The organism is Glaciecola punicea ACAM 611 (assembly GCF_000252165.1).
Taxonomy (GTDB): Bacteria; Pseudomonadota; Gammaproteobacteria; order Enterobacterales; family Alteromonadaceae; genus Glaciecola; species Glaciecola punicea.
The window spans coordinates 198,067-217,754 of sequence record NZ_BAET01000008.1 but is presented as its reverse complement, the minus strand read 5'-3'; the positions used below and the strand labels follow the sequence as shown (position 1 = coordinate 217,754).

At 45.4% G+C, this 19,688-nt stretch carries 15 protein-coding genes; 6 read left to right on the top strand and 9 right to left on the bottom strand.

The window, feature by feature from the left end:
- Nucleotides 1-69: 69 nt before the first annotated feature.
- Nucleotides 70-1,467, top strand: coding sequence for an amidohydrolase (locus GPUN_RS05485; protein WP_006004235.1), 1,398 nt, complete (start codon nt 70-72; stop codon nt 1,465-1,467).
- On the top strand, nt 1,464-2,807 hold the full coding sequence (locus GPUN_RS05480; RefSeq protein WP_006004234.1) for an amidohydrolase family protein: 1,344 nt from the start codon (nt 1,464-1,466) through the stop codon (nt 2,805-2,807). The genes GPUN_RS05485 and GPUN_RS05480 overlap by 4 nt, the downstream gene beginning before the upstream one ends.
- Before the next feature lie 91 nt (nt 2,808-2,898).
- Here GPUN_RS05480 and GPUN_RS05475 read toward each other — a convergent pair whose 3' ends face one another.
- On the bottom strand, nt 2,899-3,603 hold the full coding sequence (locus GPUN_RS05475) for an arylesterase (protein ID WP_006004233.1): 705 nt from the start codon (nt 3,601-3,603) through the stop codon (nt 2,899-2,901).
- A 19-nt stretch (nt 3,604-3,622) separates the two neighbouring features.
- Between GPUN_RS05475 and GPUN_RS05470 the strand changes: the two genes are divergently transcribed.
- Together GPUN_RS05470 and GPUN_RS05465 are read left to right on the top strand one after the other, a co-directional pair.
- Nucleotides 3,623-4,315, top strand: coding sequence for an ABC transporter ATP-binding protein (locus GPUN_RS05470; protein WP_040520390.1), 693 nt, complete (start codon nt 3,623-3,625; stop codon nt 4,313-4,315).
- 5 nt (nt 4,316-4,320) lie between these two features.
- Nucleotides 4,321-6,831, top strand: a complete 2,511-nt coding sequence (locus tag GPUN_RS05465) for an ABC transporter permease (protein WP_006004231.1) — start codon at nt 4,321-4,323, stop codon at nt 6,829-6,831.
- Nucleotides 6,832-6,972: 141 nt separating this feature from the next.
- On the opposite strand, the gene GPUN_RS05460 is transcribed toward GPUN_RS05465, so the two are convergent.
- The gene (locus GPUN_RS05460; protein WP_006004229.1) at nt 6,973-7,842 is read right to left on the bottom strand and encodes a DMT family transporter; all 870 of its coding nucleotides are present in this window, start codon (nt 7,840-7,842) and stop codon (nt 6,973-6,975) included.
- A gap of 341 nt (nt 7,843-8,183) precedes the next feature.
- Here GPUN_RS05460 and GPUN_RS05455 point away from each other — a divergent pair, with 341 nt between their 5' ends.
- Nucleotides 8,184-10,796 carry a VolA/Pla-1 family phospholipase gene (locus tag GPUN_RS05455; protein ID WP_006004227.1) on the top strand — a complete coding sequence of 871 codons (2,613 nt, stop codon included), beginning with the start codon at nt 8,184-8,186 and terminating at the stop codon, nt 10,794-10,796.
- 1,518 nt (nt 10,797-12,314) lie between these two features.
- On the opposite strand, the gene GPUN_RS05445 is transcribed toward GPUN_RS05455, so the two are convergent.
- Together GPUN_RS05445 and folX are read right to left on the bottom strand one after the other, a co-directional pair.
- Nucleotides 12,315-13,202, bottom strand: a complete 888-nt coding sequence (locus tag GPUN_RS05445) for a TIGR01777 family oxidoreductase (RefSeq protein ID WP_006004224.1) — start codon at nt 13,200-13,202, stop codon at nt 12,315-12,317.
- A gap of 13 nt (nt 13,203-13,215) precedes the next feature.
- On the bottom strand, nt 13,216-13,581 hold the full coding sequence (folX, locus tag GPUN_RS05440; protein ID WP_006004223.1) for a dihydroneopterin triphosphate 2'-epimerase: 366 nt from the start codon (nt 13,579-13,581) through the stop codon (nt 13,216-13,218).
- Between the two features lie 179 nt (nt 13,582-13,760).
- On the opposite strand from folX, the gene GPUN_RS05435 reads away from it, so the two are divergent.
- Nucleotides 13,761-14,819 (top strand): AI-2E family transporter, encoded by a 1,059-nt coding sequence (locus tag GPUN_RS05435; RefSeq protein ID WP_006004222.1) that lies wholly within the window; start codon nt 13,761-13,763, stop codon nt 14,817-14,819.
- 83 nt (nt 14,820-14,902) lie between these two features.
- Here the strand turns inward: GPUN_RS05435 and GPUN_RS05430 are convergent, their stop codons facing one another.
- From GPUN_RS05430 to trpD, 5 genes are read right to left on the bottom strand one after another with little or no spacing between them, the layout of a single operon-like run.
- On the bottom strand, nt 14,903-15,202 hold the full coding sequence (locus tag GPUN_RS05430) for a YciI family protein (RefSeq protein ID WP_006004221.1): 300 nt from the start codon (nt 15,200-15,202) through the stop codon (nt 14,903-14,905).
- 12 nt (nt 15,203-15,214) lie between these two features.
- On the bottom strand, nt 15,215-16,039 hold the full coding sequence (gene trpA / locus GPUN_RS05425; protein ID WP_006004220.1) for a tryptophan synthase subunit alpha: 825 nt from the start codon (nt 16,037-16,039) through the stop codon (nt 15,215-15,217).
- Complete coding sequence (trpB, locus tag GPUN_RS05420; protein WP_006004219.1) at nt 16,039-17,220, bottom strand: tryptophan synthase subunit beta; 1,182 nt, start codon at nt 17,218-17,220, stop codon at nt 16,039-16,041. Before trpB ends, trpA begins: the two co-directional genes overlap by 1 nt.
- Before the next feature lie 24 nt (nt 17,221-17,244).
- Nucleotides 17,245-18,663, bottom strand: a complete 1,419-nt coding sequence (gene trpCF, locus GPUN_RS05415) for a bifunctional indole-3-glycerol-phosphate synthase TrpC/phosphoribosylanthranilate isomerase TrpF (protein ID WP_006004218.1) — start codon at nt 18,661-18,663, stop codon at nt 17,245-17,247.
- The gene (gene trpD, locus GPUN_RS05410; RefSeq protein ID WP_006004217.1) at nt 18,663-19,688 is read right to left on the bottom strand and encodes an anthranilate phosphoribosyltransferase; all 1,026 of its coding nucleotides are present in this window, start codon (nt 19,686-19,688) and stop codon (nt 18,663-18,665) included. Before trpD ends, trpCF begins: the two co-directional genes overlap by 1 nt.

Below are 19,688 nucleotides of genomic sequence, written 5' to 3'. Positions count from 1 at the left end.
AAACACCAGAGCCGATTAGTCTGCGAAACACGGTAATCCCTCTTATCTATTATTTTAGCAAGGAAATTCATGTATACATTATCCACGCCTAAGCTGCTGCTTAGTCTAGTAGTTTCGTCATTATTATTGAGTGCATGCAGCGATAATGAAAGCGCTAAGCAGATCGCACTAGACAAAAATAACCCTTTTCCCAGCACCTATCAGCGCATTGAATCTGCACCGATTGTGATTACTAATGTGACTATTTTAGATGGTATTGGTAACAAGATAGAAGAGGGTGAAGTGCTCTTAAAAAACGGTAAGATATCAGCTTTTGGTATCGGGGTACCGGTGCCCCCAGACGCAATTGAAATTGACGGCACGGGCAAGTGGTTAACACCTGGTATTATCGATAATCATAGCCATTTAGGCGTGTATGCATCGCCCGGCACTAGTTCTCATGCAGACGGCAATGAAATGACCGGTCCCGTCACCGCAGAAGTGTGGGCAGAACACTCATTGTGGCCACAAGATCCAGGTTTTGGACGCGCCTTAGCGGGCGGGGTTACTTCATTGCAGATACTACCGGGTTCGGCAAACTTGTTTGGTGGCCGCTCGGTGGTGGTTAAAAATCTGCCGAGTAGAACCATGCAAGACATGAAATTTCCAGAAGCGCCATACGGCATAAAAATGGCCTGTGGTGAAAACCCGAAGCGTGTATATGGTGAAAAAGGCGGTCCAATGACGCGCATGGCAAATGTAGCAGGCTATCGTAAGGCATGGATTGAAGCACAAGCTTATCAGCAAACATGGAGCGATTATGAAGCCGGCGCAAAAGACGGTAAAGCGCCTATGCGTGATTTGCGTCTTGAAACGCTAGCCGGCGTGCTAGACGGCGATATTATTGTGCACATGCACTGCTACCGTGCAGATGAAATGGCCATAATGATGGACGTAATGAAAGAATTTAATTACCAAATTGGCACTTTTCATCATGCGGTAGAAGCATACAAAATTGCCGACAAGCTAGCTGAAAATAATGTCTGTTCTGCTATGTGGGCCGACTGGTGGGGATTCAAAATGGAAGCCTACGACGGTATACGTGAAAACGTGCCCATGGTACATCAAGCGGGTGCTTGCGCGATTGTGCATTCAGATGACGCTATTGGCATTCAGCGCTTAAATCAAGAGGCAGCAAAAGCATGGTCGGACGGTGTTAGAGCCGGCATTGATATTTCTCAAGCTGATGCTTGGCGGTGGCTGTCGGCTAACCCAGCAAAGTCATTGGGTATTTTTGAGCATACCGGCTCCATTGAAAAAGGTAAAAACGCGGATGTAGTATTATGGTCTGGCGACCCTTTCTCAAGCTATACCCAAGCTGAAAAAGTATTTATTGACGGCGCAATGGTATACGACAGAGCAGACCCTGAGAGCTGGCCGGTGAGTGACTTCGAGCTAGGTCAAATTGCGCAAGGAGACGCCAAATGAAATGTTCAGCAGTGATAAGTAATCTGATCCAAAATGTACGCTGTCAAAAACATACTTTGTTGGCCACGCGCGCTGCCAGTGCTTTATTGGTGTTAATGATCGCGTTAAGCGGCCATGCTTATGCGCAAAGAATCGCCATTACTGGCGGTCAAGTTCACACTATGTCAAGTAAGGGTGTTATTGAAGGCGGCACTGTGTTGATAGAAGATGGTACTATTAAGCAAGTGCTTAGCGGCGTTGCTGTTCCCGCAGGTTACACTGAAATTGATGCAACAGGCAAAGTAGTTTCCCCTGGTTTTATTGGTGCATTAACCAATCTTGGTTTGGTAGAAGTGAGCATGTCAGCGGGTGTTAATGACTCGCGGGTAAACGCTCATGCAGTATCAACTGTAGGTGCTGCTTACGATGTTCAATACGCTATTAATACTGATTCAACCTTAATTGGCGTTACACGCTTAGAAGGCTTTACAAGCGCGGCAACGGGCTTAGGATCTACCGGTCAGTTGTTTGACGGACAAGGCGCCTTTATAAGCTTGAGTACCGACTTTAATTCAGTGCTTAAATCGCATGCCTTTATGCACGTTGATTTAAGCAGCAGTGGCGCTGACAAAGTGGGCGATAGCCGCGCAGCATTATGGGTGGCACTTTATCAAAGTTTAGAAGAAGCATTATACGTGCAAAGCAATCCTATTACGCCGTCGTGGGAGTGGTTTGGCATGATTTCTCGCGCCGATGCAACTGCACTAGTGAAAGTGGTAAGCGGTGAAATGCCGCTGCTGGTAACCGCTAACAGAGCGAACGATATTTTGCAGGTACTGGCACTTAAAGAGCGTTTTAGCGATTTACAGCTGGCGCTGGTAAGCGCAAGTGATGGCTGGCGAGTGGCGCAGCAAATTGCGGCGGCAAACGTGGCGGTGGTATTAAGCCCTGAAGAAAACTTGCCGGGTCAGTTTGACCGTCTTGGTGCAACCCTGCAAAATGCCGCTAGGCTGCACGCTGCTGGCGTAGAGCTGTCTATTGGCATAGAAACGCATAACGCTCGCCTTGCACCGCAGCACGCGGGAAACGCAGTGGCAAATGGCTTACCGCACAGTGTAGCGTTAGCAGCTCTTACCATTAACCCCGCTAAGCTATATGGTGTAGATGATATAGTAGGAAGCTTAGAAGCGGGCAAGCAAGCCGATATAGTGATTTGGTCTGGCGATCCGCTTGAGGTAACGCAGGCCGCTGAAATGGTGTTCATTAAAGGGGAGTCTATGACCATGCAGTCTAGACAAACTAAACTGCGTGACCGTTATTTGCATCGTGATGTGAGCAAGCCTGCAGGCTACTCGCAATAAGCGCTTAGGCAAATAAAAAAGACTTCATATGAAGTCTTTTTTTTCGCGTGTAATTTACCTAAGCTGAGGCTGTACTAGCGTAAAGCAGGTATTAAGAGTTAATCGCCATTAATAACTTAGGCGCCATGAAATCAACAATTAAAGACTGAGCCTCTTTCGTTGGGTGAATACCATCTCGCTGCATTAAGCTTGCATCTAGTGCTATATCCTGCAGAAAAAACGGAATAAGCGGTATATCAAACTGTTTTGCTAAGTCGTGAAAAATAGCTGTAAAAGCTTTGGTATAGCGAGCGCCATAGTTGGTCGGTATTTGCATTTCTTGAATGATAACTTCAACGTTATTGTCTTTGGCTAATTCAATCATGTTAATTAAATTTTGTTTAATCTTACGTGGGTTATGCCCTTGCAATGCGTTGTTTCCCCCCAACTCTATATATAAATGAGTGGGCTGATGTAAGGCAAGTAAGCGTGGCAAGCGCGCAAGGCCGCCGTCGGTAGTATCGCCGCTTATAGCAGCGTTTATAACCTCAATAGGCGTGTTGCTTTGCCGCCATTGCTGGGCGAGTAAATATACCCAACCTTGATGCGCACTTAGTCCATACGCGGCGCTTAAGCTGTCGCCTAGAACCAGTAATTTGTGTTCACCAGCGACTTTTTGAGCACTGCCACTCTGATCTGAAACTGCAAAATTTGCGAATAAAAGACTAATTAATAATAGCCCTAAGCGGATACCTAAAAGTCCACTTTTTTTGCGTGCTGTACAGCTTGCTACCAATTTATAGGAAAAATGTGCCACTATGAGTCAAGCCCCTTTGATGATCGAAACAAAAAACGTTACTAAGAAAGTCACTACGAATGAAGGTGAGTTACAGATCCTTCATCCTATTAGCTTTCAAGTAAAAGCGGGCGAAAGTGTGGCAGTAATAGGCGCCTCTGGCTCGGGTAAATCAACCCTGCTAGGCCTACTAGCAGGCTTAGATGAGGTTAGCACCGGGGAGATTACATTAGACGGCGAGCCACTTCACAGCTTAGATGAGGAACAGCGCGCTCGCCTAAGAGGTGAAAAAGTAGGCTTTATTTTTCAAAGCTTTATGCTGGTACAAAGCTTAACAGCGCTGGAAAATATTATGTTACCGGCTGAAATCGCTGGTCTGCCTAATGCAAAAAAACTGGCTAATGACATTTTAGTCAAAGTAGGGCTTGAACATCGTGCGCAGCATTTTCCTAATCAGTTGTCGGGCGGCGAACAACAAAGAGTGGCCATTGCTAGAGCCTTTATTACCAACCCAAAAATTTTATTCGCGGATGAACCTACCGGCAACCTCGATTCAGTAAACTCCAAAAAAGTAGAAGATTTATTGTTCGCCTTAAACAAGAACTCTGACACTACGCTCATATTAGTCACCCATGACAGCCAGCTATCAGAAAAATGCGACCGGCAATTGCGCATGACCGCGGGCGAATTAGTGGAGCAGCAGCCGCGTCTTAAAGTGGTGTCGGGAGACTAATTATGATGGCTTTTAATTTAGCATGGCGCTTATTTAAGCATGAAGCGCGGCGTGGCGAACTAACAATCATATTGTTAGCAATAATATTGGCGGTAGCGTCAGTACTGTCCCTATCCTTATTCTCAGAGCGCCTGCAGCAGGCACTCACCGATCGCAGCGCCGAATTTATTGCCGCCGATAGTCAGCTTCGCGCAAGAGCGCCGGTCGATCCTCTGTGGATTGAAGAGGCCAGCAAGTATAATTTAAGCACGGCATTTCAGCTGTCCACACGCTCTATGGTATTCGCCGGTGACGAGTTAGCACTATCAGATGTTCGAGCGGTTGACGCGGCGTATCCGCTAAAAGGCAGTGTAAAATTAGCTGACATACCTTTTGGTGAAGGTATTGTCACTTCGCAATCAGTGCCCGCTGGCGAAGTATGGGCCGACTCGCGTTTAATGCAGGTGTTAGCCCTTAATATTGGTGATGAAGTAGAAGTAGGCGAAGCAAAGCTCAAAGTGACCCAAATCTTGAGTGAAATCCCTGACGCTGGGTTTAGCGTATTTAACACCGACCCAACCTTGCTAATGAATCAGCTCGATATTGAGCAAACCAAAATTACGGGCCCGGGCAGTAGAGTCCGATACAAATATTATTTTGCCGGCGAGCCTAGCGACTTAGACGACTATTATAATTGGCTACGTCCGCAGATGAATCGAGAAGTGCACCGGTGGACCAGTATTGAAGATGATGAATCGGCGATAGGCAATTCAATTGCGCGCGCCGAAGAGTTTTTCTTGCTGGCAAGTCTGTTGGCGATTGTATTAGCGGCGGTGTCTATCGCGGTGGCGGCCCAGCGTTTTAGTCAGCGTCATTTTGACCCTGTGGCAATAATGAAAACCCTGGGCGCGGGTAAATCAATGGTAAGAACTATTTACCTGATTCAAATCAGCTTTATTACGCTGTTGGGCATTATGCTTGGTAGTATTGTGGGCTACCTAATTCAGCAGGCGGTGGCGGTTGGTCTGCAGGGCCAAGTAGAGGTTGCCTTAAATACATGGTACTGGCGCCCCCTTGGAATTGCGGTATTTACCGGCGTTACCTGTGCTTTGCTGTTTTCTTTATACCCCTTGTTACAGCTGTTTTCGGTGCCGCCGTTGCGCGTGCTTCGTCGAGACATAAGCTCAACAGTGTCGTCAAAAGTGCTACAGTTTGCTTTGTCAGGCGGCGCTGTATTTTTACTGATGTGGGTATATAGCGGTAATTTAAAAATAAGTGGCATTTTGTTTGCAGGTGGTATTGTGTTGGTTGCAAGCTTACTGCTGATGACGCACGTACTCATTATTGTGGGTAGAAAATTAGGCAGCGGCAGCATGGGCGCATGGACCTTGGCATGGGCCAGAATTAGACGCCGTGCTATGGGTAACTCGGTCCAGCTAATTAGTTTTGCTATTACCATAATGCTGTTGTTAGTAGTGCTGGTGATGCGTAACGACTTGGTTAAGCAGTGGCGCGACCAGCTGCCAGAAGGTACGCCAAATTATTTTGTTGCTAATATTACCGAAGCGCAAAAAGAAGGTCTTAAAGAACACTTTACTGCCAATAACGTAAGCTACGAGAAATTTTACCCCGTCGCGCGCGGTCGCTTTGTGGCGATTAATGATGACAAAGTACGTACCGACGTGACCAAAGAGGGTGAAGAGGCAGCTAACGATGGACGCCAGGGCCTTGGCCGCGAGGCAAATTTAAGCTGGACCACGGTGCTGCAAAGCGGCAATGAAATTGTAGACGGTAAGTGGCACGACAACTGGCAAGAAGGCGAACCGGTGCCGCTGTCAGTTGAAACCGAAATAGCCGGCAGGTTAAACATTGAATTGGGCGACACGTTAACCTTTAATTTAGGCAGTGAAATCATTAACGCCGAAGTGACCAGCATGCGTAAAGTAAACTGGCAAACTCTGCAGCCTAATTTCTTTTTTGTGCTTCATCCTAAAGCAATGGAAAACTTCAGTGCCACCTACATCACTAGTTTTAATTTAGATGAGTCGCGCAAAAATGAAATAGCTGCGCTTATGGCGCCGTTTGCCAGCGTGACTTTATTTGACGTAGACGCCCGCATTAATCAGGTGCGCGAAATTATTGATCAGGTGTCTATGGCCGTTGAGTTTATTTTAATATTGGTCTTAGTGGCAGGCTCCTTAGTGCTAGTGGCCCAAGTGCAGGCCAGCATGGATGAGCGCCTAGAAGAGCTTGCCATTTTACGCACCTTGGGTTTAAAAGGCATCAGCATACGTTTTAGTGTCATAAACGAATTCTTTATTATTGGCGGGGTGGCAGGCTTAATGGCCGCATTAGCGAATGAATTCAGCTTATACTTACTGCAAACATTGGTCTTTCAAATGCCATTTTCGCTGCATTTTGAATACTGGATAATTGCTCCGCTAGTGGGTGCATTGGTTGTTGGTCTGCTGGGCGCGTTAAGCTGCTGGCGACTGTTGTCGCTGAACACCGCGCATTTGTTGCGTAAAATGGTATAGGTGAAGCTTTAAGGTTTGAGGTAGCCAGGTTTTATATCTGCAGGCTGATCACTGTTATGATCTCAGGTGTGTAGGTTTTTCACCTGCTGCCAATTAGCCTCCTTTATAATGCCCTGAACAAAATGGTAGGCGCACACGAGTTTATACTTGCGTGCGCTTGCGCGTTTCCACCCATACATTCAGGTAGTTGCCAGCAAATATAACAATGGCCCCTACAATAACCCACACGTCAATCGCTTCTTTATAAATGACCATTGCCGCTATCGCAACAATGGGAAGGCGCACAAAATCAAGTGGGGCAACAAAGGTCGCTGGCGCTATGGTGAGCGCTTTTGTGATACAAAAATGGGCTAATAGTCCGCAGCAGGCAAGCAGGCTTAGTAAAGGTATATCTGCTTTGCTAGGCGCGGCAATGTCACCATCGTAACCGGCGCAAATTACACCAAAAATAAGCTGCAGAACACAAAGATAGAACATAATTGTCCCGATACTTTCGGTGCGCGTTAAGCGTTTGGTAAATATGTAGGTAAGCGCAAAGAAGAATGCGCACGCTGCGGCGGCAAAAACGCCAGGATGTAAATTATCAACAGAAGGGCGCGTCACAATTAATATCCCCAAAAAGCCCATAAGAGCGGCAATAGAGCGTGTGAGGGTAAGACGTTCACCTAGTAAAAAGGGCGCAAGCAAAATAACCCACAGTGGCGAGGTAAATTCCAGCGCAAAAACCTGTGCTAAGGGAATAACACTTAGCGAAAAAAACCACAGGTTCTGACCGGTAAAATGAAAGACATTGCGTACTAGATGAGTGCGCCAGGCGCCAATCCCAATTTTGCTGTGTGCACCACTTGCATACAGTATCACTAGCACAATCAGCAGGCCAATAGCTGAGCGATACAGCATAATTTCAAAGGTATCAAAATTAGCGCTGAGTTCTCGTCCTGCAATCGCCATGGTGGTAAAACTAAATATTGCGCCCAGCATCCACAGTGCGGCTTGCAGGGTTGAACTCATAAAATACTCTATGTGCCTGAAAGTGGGTCAATATATCATAGAAGAACGCGCTTTTGCTGATCGCCGTAAATTTGCGCAAGCTGCGCCGCTTGAAGATAAGATGAAAGGTCGCGAAAAATAGCGCAGTATATGAAATATATATAAAGACTACACGAGTACATAGCGGGCGATAGTGCGGTTTTATTACATTACGTTTACAAACACTTTGCAAATTGAACATAAAGTCAATAATACAGGTCGCTATATTAACTGGTCATACTAGTACTTAGCATTAGCGTGTGTTTTTAAGCCGTATGCATAAAATAATTAATTACATATCTACATAAGAAGTGGGAGATAGAATGAAAAAACTGTTAGTGAGCACGTGTGTTGTGACTGCCTTAGGTTTAGCTGGATGTGGCACAGAAACGATTGAAGATCTACAAGCAGAGGTAACACCTGAAAGACCTGCATCACGAGTCATGTTTGACCCTTCCAACGGTGTTTTACCCGTGCCTACTGATTTGTTATTTGCATTAGCTGGCCAAACGCAAGATGGCACACTTGAGCTTCCTGCAGAGGTAGCATCTAGAGCACTCAATGAGGGGGTTGCCAACTACGCCGAACCTGGTATTGCTCTTGGTGCTCAAGATGGGTGGAGCACGCAGGCGGCATTTGCGATATCTACCGCTCACCCTGATGGGATTAGTTTAGATGCAGGGTCTGTTGCTACGCCCGGCTCAGTGAGGATATTTAGGGGCGCCATTGGTGGCGATCTAAGAGATCCAGACTGTACTAGTGCGCTCCCGTTAACTGGGTGCAAAATATATAATGAACTCAATTTTGGCGAGGATTTTGTAGCCCAAGCATCAGGCAACAACATTAATATTGTTCCATTAAAAGCCTTTGACGGCGCTACAAGCTATTACGTTGTGCTAACTGACGGGCTCAAAGCGAGTGACGGTCAATCATTACAAGGCTCAACAACCTATGATTTAGTACGTCAGCCTAGTGGGTCATTGCCGCTTGCTTCAGATGCACAGTTAGCACTACAGGGGCTTATAAATTCTTATGAGTCGGTTATTGTTGGTCAAGGTGGTGTTGCCGTAGATTCTATTATCTATAGCTCAACATTTACGACTCAAACCACCACTGGCATTTTCAACACCATAAAAGGCTTACAAATTGGTGGTTTTGCTCAAGCCTTTGGTGCTGCCTTAGCGGGAGGTGGCGATGTTGGAGCGGCAACAGCGGCGGCGGGTAAGCTTTTGCCTGCCATTGTGGTAGATGCATCATCACCAAAAACGGCTTTTGACGTTGTGGCGCCATTATTCTTAGGCGCTGAACGTTTTGGAGGATTACAAGCTGTAGGCTTAGGCACCTGTGGAGGACTTCTTGCAACACTAAATAACCAAGATTCACCGTTGTTTGCTACAGCAACAGCTACCTTTTCGACTTTTGGCCTACTATGTTCTGCTCAGGTGACTAAAGGGACAATCGACTTACCTTATTATTTAAGCCCAACCCAGCCATTAACAGACAGCTGGCAAGCAGCTTGTTCTAACGGCGTTGCATTACAAGGAATTGGTGCGGCCAATATTCCGACTCTCATTGCCAACGGCTCGTTACCTGTTGGACCTTTAAATGATTATTGTCAGGCAGCGTCTGGCGGTAATTTACTTGACCTAGATGTTTCGGGTTTAGGCATTCTTGATAGCCGACATTTAACCCGTTACAGTCCTATTCCTAGAGCCAAAGGTCGTAATGTTGATGGTTCAGAAACGCTCAATGTTCAAATATCGGTGCCAGACGTCAACTTAATTTCCGCTCTTGCTGCCCTTAATCCTGCGGTTACAGCAATAAGCAAACCTGATGCAGGTTGGCCTGTAGTGATACTAGCTCATGGTATTACAAGTAGTAAAGAAGCAATGTTGGCAGCTAGCGGCACACTCTCATTGGCTGGTTTTGCAACTGTTGCAATTGATCAACCTCTACACGGAGAGCGCGGGTTTGTATTAGAAGATGGCACTATTGTTAACGCTACAAACGGTGCTGGTGGGTCTACAACGGACTACTTTAACTTGGCAAGTTTATTGTCTTCTCGCGATAATAACCGCCAAGGTGTGGTTGATTTAATGGGCCTAAGATTAGGTTTAAACGCAGTGGTAGATGCCTCCGGTAGCGTTGACTTAGATGTGTCTAATGTGTATCTGGCTGGGCAATCTTTAGGCGCTATTGTTGGACATACCGCCGTTGCTATGGCTAACGAAAGCCTCGCTCAGGTGAATCCTGCATTAGCTGATTTTGACAGTATGTACGCATTTAAAGGTGCAGGCTTAAAAGTTCCCGGTGGCGGTATTGCTGGTTTCTTATTAGAGTCGGGATCGTTTGGTAATTTAGTTAAAGGCTCGTTGTTTGCTGCCTCATCAACCGAATTTCAAGCATTCTTAGGTCAGTTTGCCGCAGAAAACGAATTATCGGTAACGGCTGCCATACCAGGTGCTTATGCTGCGTTTTCTTCAGGGTTTAATGAGCAGCAACAAGCAAGCGCTGCTGCATTATTTGGTCAATTTGCCTATGCTGCACAAACGATGCTAGATGCGGGCGACCCTAATACTTATGCAAGTATTCTTGGGGCGCAAACTACTCCGGTATATATGGCAGAGGTTGTTGGTGGTGGCACCAACGACGACGGCAGCACAGCCTTGCCCGACCAAACTATTCCGAACTTTGTACCACCTCTTTCTGGCACCGAAGCGCTAGCTCGCCTAATTGGTCTACAAGGAGTGAGCACTACAAGTTCAGGCAGTGGACTTGTGCGGTTTATAGCCGGCTCTCATGGTTCGCTACTATCGCCAGTACCAAGTGCGCCAACCACGGTTGAAATGCAGCTACAGCTGGCACAGTTTTTTGCTTCTGCACAAGACGGTACAGCCACCATAGTGGTAACTAACCCTGCTGTTGTTCGTAACTAATCAGTTTTAGGTACTATTAAGGCCAAGTCATTGACTTGGCCTTTTTTGTTTGCCCAGCGAAGCTGACAAACCCAACCACTTAAAAGAAGGTCGAGTTACTTTGACTAAAAGGAAGATAACCTAAATGAAAAGGGCGTTATTCGCTAACGCAGAGGTGTTATATAAACAATAAGAAGGTGGCTTAGTAGCGCTGGCGGTATTGTTGAGGGGGCCTAAGGGTCAAGCTCATTAAAAATAAAATCCCGTATATGCACTGAAATATTAGTTTAAATTTGTCTGTGCCTATGAACAGTCGTTTTGAAATAAGCGCTATTTAGCGCTCAACGAACCTGATCCTTAGATCCTTTCTTTTTTACGAGGTACTTATCAGTCAAATAGACTATTACGATAATAATACCCAGGATACTCATTTCGATTAAAAATGAAAAATCAAAAAACCGGTCAAGAATAATTGATGTCAAAAATCCAATAAAAATAAAAAATAAAAATTTCATGTGTACCTAATCTTTATAGCTTAGTGAACAAGATAGGGCAAAATAAAGAGCCCTACCTACATTAAGTAAATACTAAATCGTTGAGTTGAAACGATGTCTGTTTATCAAAAAGAAACTGTTGCTTCCACTATGGTTTCTCGAACTAAAGCTATTTATGTGATTACTGAAGCTGCTACTTCCACTGTTAATTATTCTTTCTCCTACATACCCCAGTGCAACGCCAATGAGTACGTTCCCAAATATTCCACCGCTTACAATTGTTACTTGATCACATTTTAATTCTTGCATATTGTCTCTCCTTGAGATTATTTTAAGTTCAGGTTTACTCGGCACGCTTCAAGTATAGAAACTTGCCAAGCAACTAATTGATAAAGCTGCGTTGTTTAAGGCAATATCTAAAAGGCCAAACCCAAACGTTATAGCGCGCCTAGTTACAAGCAGGCTAATTTTGCGTAAGCTCTAGTTCCCTGCCCACTAAACAAGACTAACAAATGACGCACCAGCATGAAACTGGCCCTTAGTATTAATTATTGATTGATTGAACGGTATTTTTAACTAGACGATGCTAAACTTATGATTCTTTTTACTGCAGGAATAGGGCCTTATTTCTATATTGTTGGAACAGATGTGCATCGCTCGGTAGATTGGATAGTGCAAAACAACACGTTCAAAAGTATAGCCAGCCCAGCAAAGAAAGTAGCATTATTAGCAACAACCTTATTATTCATACCGCCACTTCGCATCCTTTTGCTGACGTGGGTATTGGTATAGAAAGCAGCCCCCCAGACAGTGGTTACAAACAATATCATTTCTTCAACGGGAAACTACCCAAACGCAATTGAATATAGGTTTGACAGAACCACTGGTGTGCTTATCTAAGAAAATATCACCAATAAATTTATTGCCGACAGAAATCGCCGGTGCCGCTACCCAAAAAGATAACGACACCGGCGGTAAACCTAAGCAGGTGGCTAATAGCATTCAATATTTACCTAAGAGCCAAGAGTAAGCTTAAAGGCACTACTTATATGTCTAAAGCGTTTAAAGCTTCCTCAAGGGTAGGGTAGCTAAAGGTAAATCCTGCCGCCATTAAGCGTTCGGGCAGCACTTTTTGCCCATAAAGGACTAAGTCAGACGATTCGCCCATGAGGGTTTTAATGACCACTTTTGGCACCCTGAATATGCAGGGCCTGTCTAAGCGTTTGGCCAGTTTAATCGAGAAAAATGCGTTGGTGTTAGGGTTAGGCGCGGTAAAATTATAAGGGCCCTTGCATTTGCCGTTGGTCAGCATAAATTCGAGGGCTTTAACCATATCCTCAATATGAATCCATGACATAAACTGGGTGCCAGCGCTAATAGGACCGCCTAGGCCTAATCTAAACGGCATAATCATTTTGGCTAATGCACCGCCGTTTTCGTCTAGTACAATACCTGTACGGGCGATACATACGCGGGTTTGTGCGCCAAGCGCAATGCTCTCCCACTTGCGACACACCTGCGATGAAAATTCGTCGTGATAGTCTTCAAAGTCTTCATCTATAGGAGTATCTCCTTGACGCCCGTATACGCCAACCGCTGAACCACTAATGAATACCTCAGGCTTGTCGCGGGCATTGTTAATTAGGTCAACGAGGCGGGTGGTAATGTCCCAGCGAGAGTCACAAATGACTTGCTTTTGATTATCGGTCCAGCGCTTATCCGCGATAGGCTCACCGGCTAAATTGATAATAGCGCTGTAGTCGTTTATATGTGAAATTTCACCAAGGCTCACGGTGCCTATGTTATCTCCTAAAAGACGCTTAGCGCGGCTTGGATCGCGACTAATCACGGTTATTTTGTATTTGTCCTGCAGGTTTTTAATTAAGCGCCTGCCAATAAGTCCAGTACCGCCTGAAATAAGCACATGTTGCATGATTATTCTCTCTTTAATCTTTGGTGCATGAAAGTGCTAAAGAAACTGAGTCAGAAAAACGCAGTGCGTGCGGTTTATCGACTTCAGCCTCTGCGAAAGTAACCGATGGGTGTTCAGCGGCTACAGCCAAAATATCTGCGGTAAGCTTTTCTAGTAATGAAAACCGGTTGTCTTCGACCAAACGTATGATTGCTTTAGTAATTGTTTTATAATTTAGAGCGTCTTGCATTTGGTCTGTGTCGGAGGCCTGTTTTGCATCGTAATGAATTAATATATTTATTACGACATCTTGCTGATTTTTTATCTCATCTTCATTGATACCAATGTAAGTGCGTAGCCTAAGATTTTTAATGCGAATAGTGGCAAGATTAAGATTCATAAAATATTGTATTCCTTGATAATACTGCGTTAGTGAAAACTGTTGCAACGTTGAGTTGTTAAAAATTGCCGTAAAAACGCTTCATTGAAAAATCAGATACACAAAAAATAAATGTATACTGCCTTAACGATTTTGCCATGCGACGGTATTGAAAAATCCTAACCCACCTTGGAAATAAAATGGAAAGTAATACACCCGTAATAAAAGCATTTATCCTAATGGCCAGTGTGATCATCGTTCTGGCGGGCATTAAAGCTGCCAGTGTCGTGTTAGTGCCCTTTTTATTATCTGTTTTTATTGCGATTGCGGTCAGCCCACTCATTAATTGGTCAAGCCAATACAAAGTGCCTCGATGGCTGTCCGTCACCTTTGTAATACTCCTAATAGTAGTGATTGGATTTATGTTGGCAGGATTAATTACCCAGTCAATGGCAGAGTTTCGGGCTAACTTGCCGAATTACAAAGAACAGCTCTCGGGTGAATTTGCATGGATAGTGAGTAAAATGGCGCTGGTAAATATTCATATTGACGAAAGTATTGTCGTTAACTACCTCGATCCAGCCATGGCGATGACCGTCGCGACTAACTTTATCGCAGGTATGGGCGCGGTGCTCTCAAACGTATTTCTTATTTTACTCACCGTTATTTTCATGCTTTTTGAAGCCGAGACTATGCCTAGACGAGTGCACATTGCGTTTTCAGATCCCGACATGAAGCTTCCTCACATAGACCGGTTTTTGAAATCGGTTAATCAATATCTAGTTATTAAAATGATGGTGAGCGTAGCAACGGGTATCATTATAGGTGCATGGCTATATTTTTTAGGCGTTGACCACTATATGCTGTGGGCGGTGCTATCTTTTATGCTCAACTTTATTCCTAATATAGGCTCAATTATTGCGGCGATACCGGCGGTGCTTATGGCCTTTGTTGAATTTGGTTTTGTACAAGCCGGATTAGCAGGCCTAGGCTTTATAACGGTGAACATGGTAATGGGCAATTTAATAGAGCCACGCTTTATGGGCAAAGGCTTGGGCTTGTCTACCTTGGTGGTATTTCTATCTTTAATATTTTGGGGCTGGCTACTTGGCACAGTGGGCATGCTGCTATCTGTGCCGCTAACCATGGTCGTTAAGATTGGTTTAGAGTCGCAAGAAAGCAGCAGATGGCTCGCTATTTTGCTGTCGGGAGATAATAAAGACTTGGTCACGCCTACTGCCGCTGAGCTTCCTCAATAGTCAGATTTTGCCTCGGCTGAATGGCTAAAAAAGCTGGATTAATTAACAATAGGTATTGCCTATCCTTAATCCAGCGGTTGTTGTTAAGGAAGTACCTTTTTAAACGGCTTCACCGTTACTTTTTCATATACGCCGGCGCTAATGTAAGGGTCGGCATCGGCCCATTGTTGTGCCTGCTCAAGACTTCCAAACTCAGCCACAATAAGAGAACCGGTAAATCCCGCAGGGCCAGGGTCGTGGGCATCTATCGCCGGGGTCGGCCCAGCGGCGAGCAGCCTGCCTTCATTGGCCAATAAGGTAAGTCTTGCCACGTGGTCAGGGCGTGCTTTTAAGCGATTTCCCAAGCTGTTTGGCACGTCTTGCGCATAAATCATATAATACATGCTGACTTCCTTTTATAAATGCGTGGCTGCTTTCATGGTGGCCACGAATTCGCCTAGCTGCTGGTGCATGTCTTTGCTGTTAGCTAAGTTTTTAGCAATTATATTCACCGTGGCTGAGCCTGATATAGCGCCTGCTGCGCCTGCTTGAATGGCTGAACTCACCTGCTGCGGCGTTGATATACCAAAGCCGATTAAAGGCGGCGCTACTTTGTACTTTTCCAGTTTAGCCACAAGTTCTGCAGCAGGTATTTCAACCGCCGATTCAGCTCCAGTAACACCCGAGCGGCCAAGTAAATAAGTGTAGCCACTAGATTTTTCGCCAATTAAAGACAGGGTTTCGTCACTCGCGTTAGGCGGGGCAATGAGTATTTGTTGAATGCTGTTGTTTATGGCAGCGTCAATAAAACGCTGGGCTTCACGCAGCGGTACATCGGCAATTAAAATTGAGTCAACGCCGGCTTCAAAGGCAGATTTATAGAACGTGTCTACGCCTTTTGCCAACACTAAGTTGCTATATAATAATAACCCGATAGGAATATCGGCATACTCAGCTCTAAGCTGCTTCAAAATGGCAAAGCAGTCATGGGGGCGTATGCCCGAGCCCAAAGCGCGTATGCTGGCCTTTTGAATAGTCGGGCCGTCGGCAATAGGGTCGGAATAGGGTATGCCAAGCTCTAAGGCATCTGCACCGTTCTTTACCAATGTGCGAAGGATATCAAGTGAGGTTTCAAAGTCAGGGTCGCCCAGCATCACGAAGGGCACAAAGGCCCCTTGTTTTTTAGCCGATAAGTTTGCAAACATTGTTTTATAACGACCAGTATCTTTTGGTGACTGCATTATAAATCATCTCCTAAAATTTTAATGACGTGCTCAAGATCTTTATCGCCTCGACCTGACAGGTTGACCACAATGATCATTTCTTCTTCGGCATCATCGGCCATGTTCAGCGCATGCGCTAGTGCGTGGGATGGTTCAAGCGCGGGAATAATACCTTCTTTTTTGCACAAGAGTTTAAATGCGTTTAATGCTTCGGTGTCGGTAACGGCGTAATATTCGGCGCGTCCTGTTTCATGCAAAAAGGCGTGCTGCGGGCCTACCGCGGGGTAGTCTAGTCCTGCACTGACCGAGTAAGACTCTTCAATTTGACCGTCTTTGTCTTGCATAATGTAGGTGTAAGCGCCGTGCAGTATGCCTTTGCTGCCGGTAACAATAGTCGCGCCATGCTCTTTGGTGTGCACGCCTTTACCAGCTGGTTCAACGCCTATAAGCCTCACGCTTGGTTCGTCGATGAAGTCGGCAAACATGCCAATGGCGTTTGAGCCACCGCCAACGCAGGCCACGACGGCGTCGGGCAGGCGGCCTTCTCTTTCCATAATTTGAGCACGGGTTTCTTCGCCAATCATGCGATGATATTCACGCACTATAGTAGGGAAAGGATGAGGACCTGCGGCGGTGCCTAGCAAGTAATGCGAGGTTTCGTAAGAGGCTGACCAGTCTCGCATTGCTTCGTTTACGGCGTCTTTTAAGGTGCCTGAGCCTGAATTGACGGGTATTACTTGTGCGCCCATTAAGCGCATTCTAAATACATTGGGCGACTGACGTTCAACGTCTTTAGCACCCATGTATATGCGCGCTTTTAAGCCAAGCAGCGCGCATGCTAGGGCGGTTGCTACGCCATGCTGTCCGGCGCCTGTTTCGGCAATTACTTCGGTTTTACCCATACGCTTGCATAACAACGCTTGTCCCAAAACCTGATTGGTTTTGTGCGCGCCGCCGTGCAATAAATCTTCACGCTTTAAATACAGCTTTACCAGCGGGTTTGAAACTAGGTTTCTAGACAAGGTCATGGCCGTAGGGCGACCCGCATAGTCTTTAAGTAAATCCATAAATTCTTTCTGAAACGCGGGATCATCTTTAGCGTCTAAAAAGGCTTGTTCTAATTGGTCAAGTGCCGGGATAAGGAGTTCTGGTACATACGTACCGCCAAATTCGCCAAACTTTGAGTCTAATTTATTCATATTATATGTCTCTTTATATGCGTTTTACGAACGCGCGAGCGCGAACAATTCTATTAATTTAGCCTGCGTTTTAATGCCAGGCGCATCTTCAATGCCTGAATTGACATCAATAATACCAACGCCTATTTGGCTTGCCGCTTGAATATTGGTGCTTGATAAACCGCCTGCCAATACAAGCGCAGACTTTTCTTTTATGCTGTCTAACAAGCGCCAGTTGAAACTATTGCCGGTGCCACCTGTTTGCTCACCCACTTTGCAGTCCAGCAATACACGCGACAATATACCAGAGTTTATTTGCGAGTGAAGGGTACTAAAGGCCGCATTTATCGATTGAGACTCAACCACGTCTACCGACATTGCCTTCCAAATTTCACACTGTGGCGGCAGTAGTTTTTTAAGATCTGCCGTATATTGTAAACCTTCTTGGCCGTGCAGTTGTACCGCCCGTAAAGACAGTTTGTGTGCATACTCAAGCACTTGCTCTAGGGGCTGATTAACAAACACGCCCACATAAGCCTGCTTCACCTGTTGGGTAATTTCAAGCGCGGTTTCCATGCTTATGTAGCGCTTCGAGTTTGGGCTAAAAATTAAGCCTAAATAACTAACCGGAAAACCTGCCACCAGCTTTGCTTGTTCAATACTGGTGATACCGCACACTTTAATGTCGCCATAAACAAGTTGCGAAACCGCTAGGTTTAGGTCAACTTTAGCCATTAGTGCACTGCCGACTAAAAAGCTGTCTACAAACGGGGAGAGTCTGCGGACATCCTGATTCGTGTAAATACCGGATTCTGAAATTATAACACCCTTAAAGCGTGCATCACTTCGAATAACTGGGGCTAAACGTTCGGTGGTCGCCAAATCGGTAGACAAATCTCGCAAGTCGCGATTGTTTATGCCGATGATGTTCGCACCAAGCGCAAGCGCTCGCTCGGTCTCTTGGGCGTTACTAACTTCGGTTAATACATCCATTTTTAAAGCGTGAGCTACGCTAGCAAGATGTGTATATTCTTCATCGCTTAGCACCGACAGCATCAGTAATACAGCGTTAGCGCCTAAATAGCGCGCTAAATAAACTTGGTACTCATCTACAAAAAAATCTTTATTAATAGTTGGCTGAGACACTTTGTTGCTTACATACTGTAAATACTCGAATTTACCTTGAAAGTATTTTTCGTCGGTTAGTACAGAAAAGCACGCAGCTTCTTTTTGATAAGCCTCGGTTATTTCATCAAGATCGAAATTTTCTCTTATTAGACCTTTTGAAGGCGACGCTTTTTTACATTCGAAAATATAGCTAGTGCCTTTTGCTGCTAGGGCGTCAAAAAACGAGTTGTCACTTAAGGTAAGTTTGTCTTTGAAGTGCACTAAGGGAAGCTGCTCTTTTTTTAGGATTAATTCTTCGCGTTTATCCGCAACAATCTGTTCTAACACATTTGCCACTATATACCTCCTTGACTGATAAGTGCTGCATGGGAAATGGTCTGCATAGGTTTTTTTTCTGCAATAGCCTGCATAACCGTATTGAAGTGGGTTCTAAATGGCTGCTGCGTGTCATGTAACCACAGCAGGCTGGCGGCGTTAATCGCAATGGCATGGATGTGTGCAGATTCGCCCTCGCCATTAAACACCTTATTTATTGCGCTCACATTATATTCAGGTGTATCACCTAGTATCGCACCTAGCGGCATTTCACTTATGCCGAAGTCGCTAGGCGCGAGCGTGAATTCGTGTAAAGTGTTATTATGCACATGAATGGCTGTAGATGGACCATGCAGCGCTATTTCATCAAGGCCTGAACCATGCACTACCAAGGCGTTTTTATGGCCCAAGTTTAATAAGGTTTGCGCGTAAATAGGCACTAATTTGGGATCGTATACGCCATATATGCCATGGCTTGGACTAGCAGGGTTTGCTAACGGGCCTAACACATTAAACAAGGTGCGCGTTTTGAGCGCTAAACGTACTGTCATAGCATGCTTGACACCGGTGTGATAAACGGGCGCGGCTAAAAAGCAAAAGCCAGCCTCGTCTAAACACTTGCGAGCAGTTTGCGGGCTCATATCAAGCTTGATACCAAAACCAGCGAATAGGTCAGAAGAGCCTGATTTACTCGACACACTTCTATTACCATGTTTAGCGACCTTAATACCACAGCTCGCCGCAACTACCGCCGCTGCACTTGAAATATTGATAGTGTTGTGACCGTCTCCGCCTGTGCCTACTAAATCGCTAAACGCATAGTCGGGTCGTGAAAATGCAACGGCATTGTCGCGCATGGCAGCAGCAGCGCCGGCTATCTCTTCACTGGTTTCACCCTTGAGTTTAAGCGCCACTAAAAAAGCTGTTAGCTCTAAATTGCCCATATCTCCGCGCATAACATCGTTGAAAATAGCGTAGCTTTGCGACTGACTAAGTGAGCCGCCTTGGTAAAGTGTTTCAAGCAAGTCAAAATATGCTGGGTTCAT